At 64.0% G+C, this 15,553-nt stretch carries 13 protein-coding genes; 9 read left to right on the top strand and 4 right to left on the bottom strand.

Annotated elements, in window-relative coordinates:
* Positions 1 to 61 precede the first annotated feature (61 nt).
* From ASF04_RS12425 to ASF04_RS12410, 4 genes are all read left to right on the top strand, one after another.
* A complete protein-coding gene (locus tag ASF04_RS12425; RefSeq protein WP_056141753.1) occupies positions 62 to 847 on the top strand; it encodes a class II glutamine amidotransferase in 786 nt (261 codons plus the stop codon).
* 89 nt (positions 848 to 936) lie between these two features.
* Positions 937 to 2,214, top strand: a complete 1,278-nt coding sequence (locus tag ASF04_RS12420) for an EAL and HDOD domain-containing protein (protein WP_056141750.1) — start codon at positions 937 to 939, stop codon at positions 2,212 to 2,214.
* Between the two features lie 229 nt (positions 2,215 to 2,443).
* On the top strand, positions 2,444 to 3,394 hold the full coding sequence (locus tag ASF04_RS12415) for an ABC transporter ATP-binding protein (RefSeq protein WP_056142039.1): 951 nt from the start codon (positions 2,444 to 2,446) through the stop codon (positions 3,392 to 3,394).
* A gap of 11 nt (positions 3,395 to 3,405) precedes the next feature.
* Positions 3,406 to 4,728, top strand: coding sequence for an ABC transporter permease (locus ASF04_RS12410; RefSeq protein ID WP_056141747.1), 1,323 nt, complete (start codon positions 3,406 to 3,408; stop codon positions 4,726 to 4,728).
* A 22-nt stretch (positions 4,729 to 4,750) separates the two neighbouring features.
* On the opposite strand, the gene metH is transcribed toward ASF04_RS12410, so the two are convergent.
* Positions 4,751 to 8,524, bottom strand: a complete 3,774-nt coding sequence (gene metH / locus ASF04_RS12405) for a methionine synthase (RefSeq protein ID WP_056141745.1) — start codon at positions 8,522 to 8,524, stop codon at positions 4,751 to 4,753.
* A 230-nt stretch (positions 8,525 to 8,754) separates the two neighbouring features.
* Here metH and ASF04_RS12400 point away from each other — a divergent pair, with 230 nt between their 5' ends.
* Together ASF04_RS12400 and ASF04_RS12395 are read left to right on the top strand one after the other, a co-directional pair.
* The gene (locus ASF04_RS12400) at positions 8,755 to 9,216 is read left to right on the top strand and encodes a hypothetical protein (RefSeq protein WP_056141742.1); all 462 of its coding nucleotides are present in this window, start codon (positions 8,755 to 8,757) and stop codon (positions 9,214 to 9,216) included.
* 4 nt (positions 9,217 to 9,220) lie between these two features.
* The gene (locus ASF04_RS12395; protein ID WP_082488716.1) at positions 9,221 to 10,150 is read left to right on the top strand and encodes a DUF2145 domain-containing protein; all 930 of its coding nucleotides are present in this window, start codon (positions 9,221 to 9,223) and stop codon (positions 10,148 to 10,150) included.
* A 31-nt stretch (positions 10,151 to 10,181) separates the two neighbouring features.
* Here ASF04_RS12395 and ASF04_RS12390 read toward each other — a convergent pair whose 3' ends face one another.
* From ASF04_RS12390 to def, 3 genes are all read right to left on the bottom strand, one after another.
* Entirely contained in the window at positions 10,182 to 10,817 is a 636-nt protein-coding gene (locus ASF04_RS12390) for an NAD(P)H-dependent oxidoreductase (RefSeq protein WP_056141738.1), read from the bottom strand.
* Positions 10,818 to 10,896: 79 nt separating this feature from the next.
* Positions 10,897 to 11,844 carry a methionyl-tRNA formyltransferase gene (gene fmt, locus ASF04_RS12385; RefSeq protein ID WP_056141735.1) on the bottom strand — a complete coding sequence of 316 codons (948 nt, stop codon included), beginning with the start codon at positions 11,842 to 11,844 and terminating at the stop codon, positions 10,897 to 10,899.
* A gap of 14 nt (positions 11,845 to 11,858) precedes the next feature.
* Positions 11,859 to 12,401: a peptide deformylase gene (gene def, locus ASF04_RS12380; protein ID WP_019924416.1), complete on the bottom strand. Its 543-nt coding sequence runs from the start codon at positions 12,399 to 12,401 to the stop codon at positions 11,859 to 11,861.
* A 197-nt stretch (positions 12,402 to 12,598) separates the two neighbouring features.
* Between def and ASF04_RS12375 the strand changes: the two genes are divergently transcribed.
* The 3 genes from ASF04_RS12375 (at position 12,599) to ASF04_RS12365 (ending at position 15,437) form a co-directional block, all read left to right on the top strand.
* On the top strand, positions 12,599 to 13,621 hold the full coding sequence (locus ASF04_RS12375; RefSeq protein WP_082488715.1) for a LysM peptidoglycan-binding domain-containing protein: 1,023 nt from the start codon (positions 12,599 to 12,601) through the stop codon (positions 13,619 to 13,621).
* A gap of 168 nt (positions 13,622 to 13,789) precedes the next feature.
* Positions 13,790 to 14,905 carry a DNA-processing protein DprA gene (dprA, locus tag ASF04_RS12370; RefSeq protein ID WP_056141727.1) on the top strand — a complete coding sequence of 372 codons (1,116 nt, stop codon included), beginning with the start codon at positions 13,790 to 13,792 and terminating at the stop codon, positions 14,903 to 14,905.
* Positions 14,906 to 14,972: 67 nt separating this feature from the next.
* Complete coding sequence (locus tag ASF04_RS12365) at positions 14,973 to 15,437, top strand: DUF494 family protein (RefSeq protein WP_019924413.1); 465 nt, start codon at positions 14,973 to 14,975, stop codon at positions 15,435 to 15,437.
* The last annotated feature ends 116 nt before the right edge of the window (positions 15,438 to 15,553 follow it).

Genomic DNA, 15,553 nt, shown 5'->3' with positions numbered 1-15,553 from the left:
CTGCGCATCGGTGGCCGATTCGGTTACGATGCGCACGCCAGCTTCATTTTAAGAGATCATCATGTGCCAACTTCTGGGCATGAACTGCAATGTACCAACCGACATTGTGTTCAGCTTTACCGGCTTCGCCATGCGCGGCGGCCGCACCGACCATCACCACGACGGCTGGGGTATCGCCTTCTTCGAGGGCGCCGGCGTACGCCACTTCGTCGATCACCAGGCTGCGATCGCTTCGCCGATTGCGGAGCTGATCAAGAATTACCCGATCAAGTCCACCAACGTCATTGCCCACATCCGCAAGGCCACGCAAGGTCAGGTCGCGCTGGAAAACTGCCACCCGTTCGTGCGCGAGCTGTGGGGGCAATACTGGGTATTCGCCCATAACGGCGACCTCAAGGAATTCAATCCGCTGCTCAACGGTGCTTTCCGCCCGGTGGGCACCACCGACAGCGAGCGGGCTTTTTGCTATATTTTGCAGCAGCTGCGCGCGCGCTTCGGCGAGCAACGGCCCACGCGCGACGATTTACATGCGGCGCTGCAGCCGCTGGTGGCCGAGATCGCCACCCACGGCACCTTCAACATGCTGCTGTCGTCGGGCGGCGAGCTGTTTGCCCATTGCTCCACCCGCCTGTTCTACCTGGTGCGCCAGCACCCGTTCGATACCGCCATGCTGTCGGACGAGGATGTCACGGTTGATTTCGCCCAGGTCACCACGCCGGACGACCGCGTGGCGGTAATCGTCACCGAACCGTTGACCACCAACGAGCGCTGGATTGCCTTCGCGCCGGGCGAGCTGAAGCTGTTTATTGATGGCGCCCCGCAACAAACCATGCAAAGCGGCGATTAAAGCGGCGAAACACAATCAGCGATCGCCACATGGGCAGGCATTGCTGTCAAAATGGTAGGCGACCTGCCCAATATTTTTGACTGACGCACATGATCGATCTTTCCGCCAACGACGACGGCGCCCGCAAGCTGCGCGTACGCGAATTTTACCTGGGCCGCCAGCCCATCCTGGACCGCAACCAGGCGCTGTTCGGCTACGAGTTGCTGTTTCGTAACGAGCCGGTGGGGCCGGCGCTGGTCACCGACGAGCTGTCCGCCACGGCGGCCGTGATCGCCCATGCCTCGCAGCTGGGCATGGAGCGCACGATCGGCGAGGCCCGCGGCTTCGTCAATGTCGATGCCGACGTGTTGATGACCGATATCTTCGCCTTCCTGCCACCGCAACGCGTGGTGCTGGAAATTGCCGACACCGTGGTGGCCACGCCGGAGTTGCTTGAGCGCATGCACGAATTGGCCAGCCACGGTTTCCAGTTCGCCCTGCATGGCAGCCACGAGGCGGGGCAAACCGCTGCCCTGTTGCCGCTAGTGCAATACGTCAAGATGGATGTGCACCACACGCCGCTGTCCACCCTGATGCAGCTGGCGCCGCAGTTCCACCAGCAGCGCAAGAAGCTGGTGGCGGAAAAGGTCGAGACGCGCGAGGAATTCAAGAATGCGCTCGACCTCGGCTTCGACTATTTCCAGGGCTATTATTTTTCCAAGCCCGTGATCATGAGCGGCAAGAAGCTGTCGCCGTCGCAACTGGCGGTGATGGAACTGATGACCCTGGTCACGTCCGACGCCGACAACCCGGAAATCGAGCGCGCCATCAAGCGCGACGTTTCGCTGGCGCTGAACCTGCTGCGACTGGTCAACACCCCGGCCGTGGGTGCGCGCCAGCGCATCGATTCGCTGGGCCAGGCCCTGACCCTGCTGGGCCGGCGCCAGTTGCAGCGCTGGCTGCAAATCATGCTGTATGCCGAACCGAGCAAGCGCGGCCACAGCATGACGCCGCTGCTGATGCTGGCCACCACGCGCGGCCGCCTGCTCGAACTGCTGGCCAGCCGGCTGCGTCCGCGCGAACCGCACGCGGCCGATGTCGCATTCACGGTCGGCATCATGTCGCTGATGGACACGCTGTTTGGCATGCCGATGTACGAAATCCTCGGCCAGATTCCCGTAATTGACGAAGTCGCTGCCGCCTTGCTTGACCGTACCGGTTTCTACGGCGAGCTGCTGACCCTGGCCGAGTCGCTGGAACGGATCGAGGAACTCGACCACCAGGTATTGCCCGCGCTGCGCGAACTGGCGATGAGCCCGGAAGAGCTGGTCGAGCTGGAGCTGGCCGCCTTCGAGTGGAGCGATAACGTCGTCCGCTACGCTTTATGATGGGGCGCTCGTAAACCTACTGCGCGGCTTGCTATCGCCTCTGCGTTGCTCAGCGTACTTCAGTACGCTTGCGCTACTCGAGACGATAGCAAGCCGCTCGCTACGGTTTTCGAGGCACCCCGAGACGGTTGTTGTATGTTTGGGAAAAACGCTAGATTGCTGATTTGTAACTTGCTGCATAGATAGCAAAACGCTATGCTCGTCTGCTGTCAAAACAGCAAGGATGATCATGGCGGCAAGATTACCGGTACTGCTTCAGGTGGACGGCATCAGCAAATCGTATGGCGAGCGGCGGGCGGTCGATGGCGTGTCGTTCCAGGTGCGGCAGGGCCAGACCGTCGGCCTGATCGGCCCCAACGGCGCCGGCAAATCGACAACTGTCGGCATGATCTGCGGCCTGCTGCGTCCCGACACCGGCACCATTACGCTGGACGGTGCGCCGGTCGGGCAGGGCGCCAGTCCTGCCAAAGCCAACATCGGTTATGTGCCGCAAGACCTGGCGCTGTACGAAGACCTGCCCGCCATCGACAACCTCAAACTGTTCGGCGCCCTGTATGGCTTGAAGGGCGCGCACCTCAAGCAGCGTTGCGACGCCGTACTGGCGCTGGTCAACCTGGCCGACCGCGCGCGCGACAAACCCTCGACCTTCTCGGGCGGCATGAAGCGCCGCCTCAATATCGCCGCCGCGCTGCTGCACGACCCGCAATTATTGATCCTCGACGAACCGACCGTGGGCGTCGATCCGCAAAGCCGCAACGCCATCTTCGACACGCTTGAAACCCTGCAGGCGCAAGGCCGTTCGCTGATCTACACCAGCCATTACATGGAAGAGGTGGAGCGGCTGGCCGACCATATCGTCATCATCGACCACGGCCGCGTACTGGCCGACGAAACCCCGGCCGCGCTGTACCAGCGCCTGCCCGCGCAGGCGGCCCTGCACGCGGAACTGGCCGTGCCGCCCACGACCGCGCTGCTCGGCGCCTTGCGCGCGCAGCCGGGTGTGACGGCCATCCGCACCGAGGGCGCCGCACTCGATATCGACCTCGCTGCCAGCGTGCACGCGGCGCCGGTGCTGGCCTGGCTGGCTGCGCAAGACACGCCGGTGCTGCATTTCGCCACCGCCCGCACGTCGCTGGAAAACATCTTCCTCAACCTTACCGGCCGCAGCCTGCGCGACTGACGGGAACCACCATGACAGCCATCACTCCCTTCCTGGCACTGGTCCGCAAGGACCTGATCCTGTACGTGAACGACAAGCGCGCGCTGATGCTGCACTTGCTGATGCCGGTGCTGCTGGCGGCGATTTTCGGTTCGCTGTTCGGCGGCGCGTCGAAGTCGAATACCGGCAAGATCGACATCGGCCTGGTGGTGCTCGACCAGTCGGCCAGCGGCCGCAAGATCGCCGCCGGCCTGAAGGCCGAAAGCACATTGCGGGTCACCGAGCTGACAGAGGTAGAGGCGCAGGAAAAGGTGCGCGCCGGTAAACTCGCGGTCGCGGTGGTGATCCCTGCCGGTTTCGGCGACGCCGCCGACAGCGCGCTGTTCGCCGGCCCCAAAGGCAAAAAGCCCGAGCTGCCGCTGTACTACGACCCGTCGCAATCGACGGTGCTGGCGATGGTCAAGGGACTGCTCACGCAGCAGGTGATGCAGACCACCAGTTCGGCCGTGATGGGCAGCGCCGGTGCCGCCAACACCGCCAGGCAGCTGGCCGAAGTGCGCGAAGCGGCCCGCACCGATCCCGCCGCCGCGCAGTTGGGCGACTTCCTGGACAGCCTGAAAAAATTCCAGGACCAGCGCGCGGTTGCGGACGCGGAACAGGCGCGCACCGGCGCCAAAACCGATTCGGCATCCGAGGCCGGCGGCATGTCGATGCCGTTCGCCACTCGCGACGAGGCCCTGTCCAGCGGCCCCAAATACAATGGCTACGCCCATTCGTTCGGCGGCATGGGCGTGCAGTTCATCCTGTTCATGGGCATCGAGATGGGCATCGCCATGCTGGCCGCGCGCCGGCTCGGGATCTGGAACCGGCTGCTGGCAGCGCCGATCTCGCTGGCCACCGTGGTGGCGGGGCGCGCGGTGTCGGCGACCGTGATCGCGGTCGGCCTGCTGTGCGCGATCTTCCTGTGCGCGGCGCTGATTTTCGGCGTGCAGGTGGTCAGCCTGGCGGGTTTCCTCGGCGTGGCCGTGGGCTTCGCGCTGGTCACCGCATCGTTCGGATTATTGATCGCGGCCTTTGGCAAGACGCCGGAAGCGGCGCGCGGCATCGCCGTGTTTGCGACCCTGATCATGGTGGTGCTGGGCGGCGCGTGGGTGCCGTCGTTCATCTTCCCGCAGTGGATGCAGACGGCCACGCTGGTGATGCCCACGCGCTGGGCCATCGATGGTTTTGACGCCGTCACGTGGCGCGGCCTGGGACTGGCCGGCGCGGCGCCTTCGATCGCGGTGCTGCTGGGGTTTGCGGTGCTGTTCGGCGGACTGGCGGTGGCAAAATTTACCCGCGACGGGCGCGGGTAAATTGGTGCGGTGCTAGTTCTGCTTAACTGAGGTTGGGCGCCAGCCAGCGCTCCACTTCCAGCTTGTCCACGCCCCGGCGCGCGGCCATGTCGCTCACCTGGTCGTCACCGATCTTGCCGACCACGAAGTACTTCGATTCCGGGTGCGCAAAGTAGAAGCCGGAGACGGCGGCGCCCGGGTACATCGCATACGACTCGGTCAGGATCATACCGATGTCTTCGGCCTGCATGGTGTTGAACATCTCGCGCTTGACCGTGTGCTCGGGGTTGGCCGGGTAGCCGGGCGCCGGGCGGATGCCCAGGTATTTTTCGGCGATCATCTCGTCGTTGGTCAGTGCTTCGTCCGGCGCATAGCCCCACAAGTCCTTGCGCACGCGCTCGTGCAGGTATTCGGCAAACGCTTCGGCCAGGCGGTCGGCCAGCGATTTGAGCATGATCGACGAGTAGTCGTCGTGCGCATCCTCGAAGCGTTTTTCGTACTTCTCGATGCCCAGGCCGGCCGTCACGGCAAACATGCCGATGTAGTCCTTGACGCCGGAGTCTTTCGGCGCGATGAAGTCGGACAGGCACTGGTTCGGGCGCTGCACGCCATCGACCACCGGTTTCACACCCTGCTGGCGCAGGCCGTAATAGGTGAAGTCCACGGTGGTGCGGGTGTCGTCGGTGTAGACCTCGATGTCGTCGTCGTTGACGGTGTTGGCCGGCAGCAGCGAGATCACGCCGTTGGCGGTGAGCCAGCGGCCGTCGATCAGCTTTTTCAGCATGGCCTGGCCTTCCTCGAACACCTTGGTCGCCGCTTCGCCCACCACCTCGTCGGTGAGGATGGCGGGGAACGGGCCGGCCAGGTCCCAGGTCTGGAAGAACGGGCCCCAGTCGATGTATTTCGCGATCAGGGCCAGGTCGATATTGCGGAACTCGCGGCGGCCGATGAACTTTGGTTTGACCGGCGCGCAGGCGCCGTCGAACGACAGCTTCATGCGGTTGGCGCGCGCATCCTTGATCGACAGGATCGGCAGCGCCTTCTTGTTGGCGTGCTGTTCGCGGATGCGCTGGTAGTCGTCGGTGATCTCCTGGATGTACTGCTCGCGGCTCTCGGGCGTAAGCAGCGACTGCGCCACCGATACCGAACGCGATGCATCGGGCACGTACACCACGGGGCCTTCGTAGTTGTGGGCGATTTTCACGGCCGTGTGGGCGCGGCTGGTGGTGGCGCCGCCGATCAAGAGCGGAATTTTCAGCATGCGGAAGTGGTCGTCGCGCTGCATCTCTTTCGCCACGTACGCCATCTCTTCGAGCGACGGCGTGATCAGGCCGGACAGGCCGATGATGTCGGCGTTTTCCAGCTTGGCGCGCGCCAGGATTTCGGAGCAGGGCACCATCACGCCCATGTTCACGACCTCGAAGTTATTACATTGCAGGACCACGGTGACGATGTTCTTGCCGATGTCGTGGACGTCGCCCTTGACGGTTGCCATGACGATCTTGCCCTTCGGCTTGGCGACGATGCCGGTGCGCTTTTCCTCGGCCAGCTTTTCTTCCTCAATGTACGGAATCAGGTGGGCCACCGCCTGCTTCATCACGCGCGCGGACTTGACCACCTGCGGCAGGAACATCTTGCCCTGGCCGAACAGGTCGCCGACGATGTTCATGCCGTCCATCAGCGGGCCTTCGATCACGTGGATCGGGCGGCCGTTGGCAGCGAGTACCTGCTGGCGCATCTCTTCGGTGTCGTCGGTGATGAACTGGGTGATGCCGTGTACCAGCGCGTGCGCCAGGCGTTTTTCCACCGGCGCGTCGCGCCACTCGAGGTTTTGCGCATCCTGCTTGCCGGCGCCGGCTTTTAAAGTGCCGGCGATGTCGATCATGCGCTCGGTGGCGTCGTCGCGGCGATTGAGCACTACGTCTTCCACCCGTTCGCGCAGTTCGGCCGGCAGGTCGTCATAGACGCCCACCATGCCGGCGTTGACGATACCCATGGTCATGCCGGCCTTGATGGCGTGGTACAGGAACACGGTGTGGATCGCTTCGCGCGCCGGATCGTTGCCGCGGAACGAGAACGACACGTTCGACACGCCGCCCGAGATCTTCGCGTGCGGCAGGTTGTCCTTGATCCAGCGGGTAGCGTTGATGAAGTCCACCGCGTAGTTGTTGTGCTCTTCGATGCCGGTGGCAATGGCAAAGATGTTCGGATCAAAAATGATGTCTTCGGGCGGGAAGCCCACGCGGTCCACCAGCAGGCGGTAGGCGCGCTCGCAGATTTCGATCTTGCGCTCGAAGGTGTCGGCCTGGCCTTTCTCGTCGAACGCCATCACGATCACGGCGGCGCCGTAGGCCAGGCACAGCTTGGCCTGGCGGATGAATTCTTCTTCGCCTTCCTTCATCGAGATCGAGTTGACGATCGATTTGCCTTGCACGCATTTCAGACCCGCTTCGATCACCGACCATTTCGACGAGTCGATCATGATCGGCACGCGCGAGATATCGGGTTCGGACGCGATCAGGTTCAAAAAGCGCGTCATGGCGGCGAGCGAATCGAGCATCGCCTCGTCCATGTTGATGTCGATGACCTGGGCGCCGTTTTCCACCTGCTGGCGCGCGACCGACAGCGCTTCGTCGTACTGCTCGTTGAGGATCATGCGCGCGAACGCTTTCGAGCCGGTAACATTGGTGCGCTCGCCCACGTTGACGAACAGCGAATTCTCGTCGATCGTGAAGGGTTCGAGGCCCGACAGGCGCTGCGCCACCGGCACTTGCGGCACGGAGCGCGGCTCGGTCTTGGCCAGGATCTGGCCGATGGCGGCAATGTGGTCAGGCGTGGTGCCGCAGCAGCCGCCGGCGATGTTGATGAAGCCCGCTTCGGCAAACTCGCGCAGCAGCGCCGAGGTATCGGCCGGCAGCTCGTCGAAGCCGGTGTCGCTCATCGGGTTGGGCAGGCCGGCATTCGGGTAGATGCAGACAAACGTATCGGCGATCTGCGACAGCTCCTGGGCGTAAGGGCGCATCAGCGCCGCGCCCAGCGCGCAATTGAGGCCGATGGTGAGCGGGCGCGCATGGCGCACCGAGTTCCAGAAGGCCGGCACGGTCTGGCCGGACAGGATGCGGCCCGACGCATCGGTGACAGTCCCGGAGATCATCAGCGGCAGGCGTTCCTGGCCCGGATTCTCGTCGTAGAATTTTTCGATGGCGAACAGCGCGGCCTTGCAGTTGAGCGTATCGAAAATGGTTTCGACCAGCAGCACATCGACGCCTCCTTCGACCAGCGCGCGGGTTTGCTCGTGGTACGCAGCGACCAATTGGTCGAACGTGACGTTACGGGCGGCGGGGTCGTTCACATCCGGCGAGATCGATGCGGTTTTCGGCGTAGGACCCAAGGCGCCGGCCACGAAGCGCGGCTTGTCGGCGCTGCTGTACTTGTCGCACGCGGCGCGCGCCAGCTTGGCCGCCTGCAGGTTCATCTCGTAGGCCAGGTGGGCCATGTGATAGTCGTCCTGGGCGATCGTGGTGGCGCCGAAGGTATTGGTTTCGATCAGGTCGGCGCCGGCCGCCAGGTAGCGCTCGTGGATTTCCTGGATGATCTGCGGCTGCGTCAGCGTGAGCAGCTCGTTGTTCCCCTTGACGAACAGCTCGCGCGCGCCGCTGTCGGCCGGCGCGGCGAAGTCGATGAAGCGCCCTGCGGGTCCGCCACGGTACGCGGTTTCATCGAGCTTGTATTGCTGGATGATGGTGCCCATCGCGCCGTCGAGGATCATGATGCGGCGCGCGAGGATTTCGCGCAGCTGGGCATCGGCCTTGGACATGACGGGACGGAACACGGAGTTATTCATTTGATACCTTCAGAGGATGGGGCATGGACATCGCGGGTCTAAAATTATACGGCATTGCTGAATAAGCTTCAGCCGACCGCTGAGTTGGAACAACAATCTGCGGTTTTCCGGGAGTCCGAACTGGCTGGCCCGGCGCAGGTGGTGCTATGAAGTAACACCCGCCTGCCTTTATACTGGCAGCTCCCTCGTTTAAGGAATTTTTGATGACTATTTCGTCTTTACTCCGCCTGGCGGTCGCCACCGCCGCGCTTGGCCTGACCCTGCAGGCGCAGGCCGAGAGTTTCGCCTCGTCGGCGTCGAGCGCCGGTTCCGCGTCGAGCGGCAGTGTTTCGGACTCGCTCGGCGATTCGAGCAACAGCTCGAGCGGCGACAAGCGCAAGGTGGCCGACGGTAACTACCGCATCCTCGAGATCGGCATCACCCCTGACCGCGCCGACCGCACGCGCCTGACCCTGCAGCGCGAAGGCGAGGGCCAGCAGCGCGTGGTGCTCGATATGCCGCAATCGACGTTCACCCAGCAGAAGCTGGCTGCCGGCGATGCGCTGTATGCGCAGAACCGCGTCTACGGTATCGAGTTCGGCCGCATCGACAACCGCCAGCCGTTCTACCTGGTGCTGGCCGACGAGTGGTATGGCGAGCTGGCCTCGCGTCCGGTCACGCTGTAACGCCTTGAAGCGTTTTGCCACGCTGGCGCTGACCTGGCTGGCCTGGTTGACGGTTGCCGGCAGCGCCCACGCCGGCAGCTTATCAGGCAGTTCGGGCACCTCGCGCTTCTGCGACCGCTCGCAGGAACTGACGGCCGTCGAACAAAGCCGCCTGCTGCGCTTTGCCGGCGTGCTGCGCGAAGAACTGGCGGGGGCGCAAGAAGAGAGCGTGGCGCTGGTCAGCCGCTCCGGCCTCGATCTTTCCCGCTTCGGCATCCGCTATTCGCACGCGGCGCTGGCCTGGCGTTCCGACGTCGGCGTCTGGGCCGCGCGCCAGCTCTATTACGCCTGCGACGAACGCCGTCCGCGCATCTTCGACCAGGGCCTGGCCGGTTTCGTCATCGGCACCGACGACCCCCACCTCGGTTACATCAGCATCGTGCGCATGCCGCCGGAGGCGGTCCTGGCGCTGCGCCCGGCCTTGCTCGACGGCCCGCGCGTGGGCCATCTGCTGGCCGCACAGTACAGCGCCAACGCCTATGCCTTCAGTACGCGCTACCAGAATTGCAACCAGTGGGTGGTGGAGATGCTGGCCGCCGGCTGGGGCGACCTGGCCGACGATGACCGCTTGCGGGACCGGGCCCAGGACTGGCTGCGCGAGGCGCGGTACACGCCGGCGCCAGTGCCGGTCGATTCGTGGTGGCTGATGCAGGCCGGCCGTTTCGTCCCGCTGCTGCACCTGGACGACCATCCCGACCACGACCGCGCGGCGCGGCAGCTGGTGGTCAGCTTGCCAGCGGCGGTCGAGCGGTTTATCCGCGGCCGTTTTCCTGCCAGCGAGCGGGTGGAGCTGTGCCACGACGACAAAAAGGTGGTGGTGCGTCGCGGCTGGACGCCGATCGCCGACGGCTGTGTTCCCGAACCGGGCGACCGGGTGATATCGCTCATCGATTAAGAGCACCTGGCTGCGCAGGCGCTCAAGCTTCTTACACTTCGGAGACGACCTGGTCCAGCGGACGGCGCACTTTTTTGAGGCCGGCCAGCCAGTCGCCTTCGGCTTCGCGGTAGCCCAGCGGCAGGATCACCACGCTTTTCAGCTTGCGTTCGCCCAGGTTCAGGATTTCGTCCACGGCTTTCGGGTCGAAGCCTTCCATCGGCGTGCTGTCCACGCCGTCGAAGGCGGCAGCGACCATCGCCACGCCCAGCGCAATATAGACCTGGCGCGCGGCGGCTTCGGCATTCTGCGCGTCGGTACGGCCCGCAACAATGGCCTTTAGCTGCTTGCGATAGGCTTCCCAGCCTTCGTTGATGAAGCCGCGCTGCTCGTTGGTCATGTCGAACATCATGTCGATGCGTTCTTCGGTGATGTTGTCCCAGGCCGCGAACACCAGCAGGTGCGACGCTTCGCTCACGCCGGACTGGTTCCACGCCACAGCGCGGATCTTGGCGCGCAGGTCGGGGTTTTTCACGACCAGCACTTCGAACGGCTGCAAGCCGGAGGAGGTGGGCGCCAGGCGGATCGCTTCCAGGATGCGGTCGAGCTTGTCCTGCTCCAGGGCTTTGGCAGGATTGTATTTCTTGGTGGCGTAGCGCCAGTTCAGTTTGTCGATCAGGTCGGACATCAAGGGCTCCAGAAGAATTGTGGTTGTCCAGTTTAAGGCAACTTGCAAATCCGCGTACGAGCCCGCCTGAATCGCCTTCTCAAGCGAAGGTTTGTCCTTCGAGCGCGAAGCCCTTGATGAATTCCGCCGCCGGCAGGCGCTTGCCGCCCGGTTTTTGCAGCATGGTCAGGCGCAGCGCACCGCTGCCGCAAGCGACCACGATGCCATGGGCGTCGGCTGTCAGCACCTGGCCCGGATGGCCGGCGCCTTCGGTGACTTCGGCGCCCCACAGCTTGACGACCACGCCGCCCACGGAACCATGCGCGCCGGGGAACGGATTAAAAGCGCGGATCTTGCGATCGAGCTCGATGGCCGGCTGGCTGAAATCGAGCGCCGCTTCTTCCTTGCTGATCTTGGCCGCGTAGTTGACGCCTGCTTCCGGCTGCACCACGGCTTCCAGCTGGCCATGCTTCATCTGATTGAGCGCCTCGACGATCATCTTGCCGCCCAGGGCCGCCAGCTTGTCGTGCACCATGCCGGTGGTGTCGTGCGGGCCGATGGCGATTTTTTCGGTCAGCAGCATCGGGCCGGTGTCGAGGCCTTCTTCCATTTCCATGATGGTGATGCCGGTTTCAAGATCGCCAGCTTCGATGGCGCGGTGGATCGGCGCGGCGCCGCGCCAGCGCGGCAGCAGCGAGCCGTGGATGTTCAGGCAGGGCTTGATGTCGAGCGTGCTGACCGGCAGGATCAGGCCATAGGCGGCCACCACCATCACCTCGTACGGCGTGGACAGCAGGCGCTCGTGTGCAGCCAGGGCCTGCTCGGCGCGCACGGGGTCTTTGCTGTTGGTGCGCAGCGACAGCGGCTGCAGCACTTCCATGCCGTGCGCTACCGCGTACTGCTTGACGGCGGACGGTTGCAATTGCATGCCGCGGCCGGCGGGACGGTCGGGCTGGGTGAGCACCAGCGCGATCTCGAAGCCTGCTTCGTGCAGGGCTTGCAGGGCGACGGCGGCAAACTCCGGGGTGCCGGCAAAGACGATCTTCATCTGCTCTTTCTTGATTAGTAGCGACGGCCTTGGGCGCGCAGCGCCGCTTCGCGTTCCATGCCGCGTTCTTCCTTTTGCAGCTTGGCCTTGATGCGGTTGCGCTTGAGTGGCGACAGGTATTCGACGAAGACCTTGCCCTTCAGGTGATCCATTTCGTGCTGGATGCACACGGCCAGCAGGCCGTCGGCTTCCACTTCGAACGGCTGGCCCTTGACGTCGAAGGCGCGTACCTTGACCTTCGACGGACGCTCGACGCCGTCGTAGATGCCCGGCACCGACAGGCAGCCTTCGTCATACACTTGCTTGTCGTCGCTGGCCCACACGATTTCCGGGTTGATGTACGCGACCAGCGCGTTTTTCTCTTCGGTGATGTCGATCACGACCACCTGCTCGTGCACGTCCACCTGGGACGCGGCCAGGCCGACGCCGGGGGCGTCGTACATGGTCTCGGCCATGTCGGCCACCAGTTGCTCGAGGCGCGCATCGAAAACCGTGACCGGCTTGGCAACCTTGTGCAGGCGTGGATCGGGGTAACGCAGAATGTTCAGGATAGCCATATATTTAGTCAGTACGGTAAACGCGCAATTACGCCGGAGGCGGGCGCTGTTTTGCTTGCTAGTTCAGGGGTTTGTGGGCAGAATTTGATTCAATACGGGCAACGCTTGCTGCCGCATCGATTGGATCGCGAATGAAAAATTTTATCACAGTCGGCCCATGCTTAGCGGCAGCCCTGCTATTTAGCGCGGTCCCGGCCATGGCAGCCCCGGCCAGTTGCCAGTTCCGCACCGATGCACCCGACCGCCACGTGGTCGTGCGCGGCGATACCTTGTGGGATATCGCCGGCAAGTTTCTCCAGCAACCGTGGTGCTGGCCTACCGTGTGGGACATGAATCGCGACGAGATTGCCAACCCGCACTGGATTTACCCGGACCAGGTGATCTGGTTCGACCGCGCAGCCGGCCGGCTGCGGCTCGGTGACAACACTGACGCGCAAAATACGCCTGCGGTGCCCACCGAACGCCGCTCGCCAGCCGTGCGCAGCAGTGCCATTGGCGCCGCCGCCATCCCCTCGATTCCGCCCGGCGCGATCGAGCCGTTCCTGTCGCAGCCCCTGATCATTGAAAACGACGAACTGGCCCGCGCGCCGCGCATCGTCGCCACCGAAGACGGCCACGTTTTTATCGGCGAAGGCGACAAGGCTTATGTGCGTGGCGATCTGGGTGGCGCCACCACGTTCCAGGTGTATCGCCCGGGCCGGCCGTTGAAAGACCCGGACAGCGGCCAGGTGATCGCCCACGAAGCCTATTATTTGGGCACGGTGACGGTGCAACCGGCCGCGCCCGGCAGCGACGTGCACACGGCGCGCGTGACCAGCACCAAAGAGGAAATGGGCAAGGGCGACCAGTTGAAACCGCTGGCGCCGGTGCCCGCGCAAAACTACGCGCCGCACGCACCCGCCACGCGGATCGACGCGAAGGTGCTGGCCGTGCAAGGCGGCGTCACGTATGCCGGGCGGCACCAGGTGGTCAGCATTAATCGCGGCAAGCTTGACGGACTCGATATCGGCTCGGTGCTGCGCCTGTACCATGCGGGAAGAACTGTGCGCGACGCGACCGCCCCCACGGGCTGGTTCGGCCGCGAACAGCAGGTCAGGTTGCCCGACGAACAGGTGGGCAGCCTGTTTATCTTCCGCGTGTTCGGCCGCGTGTCTTACGGCCTGATCATGCAGGCGACAGCGCCCGTGGTCGTGGGCGACGCCGCCACCTCGCCGGAGTGAGAACCTATGTCAGCAGGGAGCAGGCAGCGGATTGCGATGGATTGGCATCGGGGCCAAGGCGCGAGGAAGAAGCGTGGCCTTCCATGCGATGACGAGCAACGCCGGCCCTGTTGGCGAGACGCGCAAGCAGCGCCTTGCTCGTTGCTGAGATAGGTTCTCGATTCTGCCGTGCAAGCCACGGAATCTTCTCTACTCCCCACGGCGTCCGCGCTGGCGGCTTGGCTGCGCCTGGAGCAAACCGGCGGCGTGGGCCTGATGACGGCACACGCGCTGCTCGAACGCTTCGGCACGCCGGAAGCGATTTTCCAGGCCGGGTATGACGCGCTGCGTGCCGTCGTCAAGTCCGCCAGGGCCCGCGCCCTGCTGGCGCCGCCGTCGGTCTATCTCGATCAGCAAGTGGACGCGGTGCAAGCCTGGCGCGCCCAGCCGGGCAACCTGCTGCTCACGTATGACCATCCCGAATATCCCGCGCTGCTGCGGCAGATTGCCGCCGCGCCGCTCATGCTGTATGTCAAGGGCAACCCGGCACTGCTGCACCGCCTGTCGGTGGCCATGGTGGGCTCGCGCAATGCCAGCCTGATGGGCATGCAGAACGCCGAGCGCATGGCGCGCGCGCTGTCGGAGGCGGGCGTGACCATCGTTTCCGGGCTGGCGCTGGGCATCGACGCTGCCGCCCACGCCGGCGGCCTGGCAGGCGCGGGCGGTACCGTGGCCGTGATCGGCACCGGCGCCGACCGCATCTATCCCGCCAGCAACGAGATGCTGGCCCGCCGTATCGCCGAGCAGGGCTGCATCGTCAGTGAATATGCGCTGGGCACGCCGCCCCTGCGTGACAACTTCCCAAGGCGTAATCGCGTGATCAGCGGCCTGGCGCGCGCGGTGCTGGTGGTGGAGGCGGCGGCCAGGTCCGGTTCGCTGATCACGGCGCGGCTGGCCGTCGCCCAGGACCGCGACGTGTATGCAATGCCGGGCTCGGTCCATGCAACCTTGTCGAAAGGTTGCCACCGGCTGATCCGCGACGGCGCCAAGCTGGTGGAGACGGCAGCTGACGTGTTGTCGGAATTGAATATGGGCGTTGATGCAGTGGCAACAGGGTCGCATTTTGACGACAGTTTTGTCGATCGCGTGCTGATCGCCATGGGCGACGAACCGATCCGCGCCGAGACCCTGGCTGTGCACTTGCAGCAATCCGCTGCCGAGCTGCAAGGGCAGTTGCTGGCGCTGGAGCTGGCCGGCCTGCTGGAAAGGTTGCCGGGCGGCTGGTTTCAACGGCTGCGTTCGTAAAATGTGTTGCACACGGTAAATGGGTCGCTACTTGTGTCCGATCTGTTTTAACTGATAGAGTAGAGCCATGTTCGACATCCTAGTTTATCTCTACGAGACGTATTACCGTCCCGATGCCTGCCCGGAACCGGAGGCATTGGCCAAGAAGCTGTCGGCTGTCGGTTTTGACGACGTCGAGATCTCCGAGGCGCTGGTATGGCTTAACGATCTCACGGCCATGGCCGGCGTCGAGCACTCGCTCACCGCCGCTTCCACCGGCATGCGGATTTACGTCGACGAAGAGCGCGATGTGCTGGGCACCGATGCAATCGGTTTCATCCAGTTCCTCGAATCGGCCAAGGTACTCACGCCGCTGCAGCGCGAAATCGTCATCGAGCGCGCGTTGTCGCTGGAAGAAGCGCCCGTGTCGCTGGGCCAGCTGAAGGTCATCGTGCTGATGTTGCTGTGGAGCCAGGGCAAGGAACCGGACGCGCTGATGTTCGATGACTTGTTTGGTGCCGATGACGACGCCCCCCCTCGTCTTCTCCACTAAGCAAACCCGCGTGTACCGTTAGCCGCCGCGCCGTCATACCCGCGCAGGCGGCTATCCAATTTTCACGCTATCATTCCGACAACACTGTCACGCCACCCCCTTGCCATCGACGACGC

The organism is Duganella sp. Leaf61, from assembly GCF_001421905.1.
Lineage (GTDB): Bacteria > Pseudomonadota > Gammaproteobacteria > Burkholderiales > Burkholderiaceae_D > Rugamonas > Rugamonas zoogloeoides.
The sequence above is the reverse complement of the archived record's forward strand: the minus strand, read 5'-3'. Positions and strand labels throughout refer to the sequence as shown.

Coding starts and splice junctions, on each gene's coding strand:
- ASF04_RS12390 (WP_056141738.1), bottom strand. CDS start 10,817: ATGTCCGACCTGATCGACAAACTGAACTGGCGCTACGCCACCAAGAAA.
- ASF04_RS12400 (WP_056141742.1), top strand. CDS start 8,755: ATGACTATTTCGTCTTTACTCCGCCTGGCGGTCGCCACCGCCGCGCTT.
- ASF04_RS12425 (WP_056141753.1), top strand. CDS start 62: ATGTGCCAACTTCTGGGCATGAACTGCAATGTACCAACCGACATTGTG.
- ASF04_RS12420 (WP_056141750.1), top strand. CDS start 937: ATGATCGATCTTTCCGCCAACGACGACGGCGCCCGCAAGCTGCGCGTA.
- metH (WP_056141745.1), bottom strand. CDS start 8,524: ATGTCCAAGGCCGATGCCCAGCTGCGCGAAATCCTCGCGCGCCGCATC.
- ASF04_RS12415 (WP_056142039.1), top strand. CDS start 2,444: ATGGCGGCAAGATTACCGGTACTGCTTCAGGTGGACGGCATCAGCAAA.
- ASF04_RS12375 (WP_082488715.1), top strand. CDS start 12,599: ATGGCAGCCCCGGCCAGTTGCCAGTTCCGCACCGATGCACCCGACCGC.
- ASF04_RS12410 (WP_056141747.1), top strand. CDS start 3,406: ATGACAGCCATCACTCCCTTCCTGGCACTGGTCCGCAAGGACCTGATC.
- ASF04_RS12365 (WP_019924413.1), top strand. CDS start 14,973: ATGTTCGACATCCTAGTTTATCTCTACGAGACGTATTACCGTCCCGAT.
- def (WP_019924416.1), bottom strand. CDS start 12,401: ATGGCTATCCTGAACATTCTGCGTTACCCCGATCCACGCCTGCACAAG.
- fmt (WP_056141735.1), bottom strand. CDS start 11,844: ATGAAGATCGTCTTTGCCGGCACCCCGGAGTTTGCCGCCGTCGCCCTG.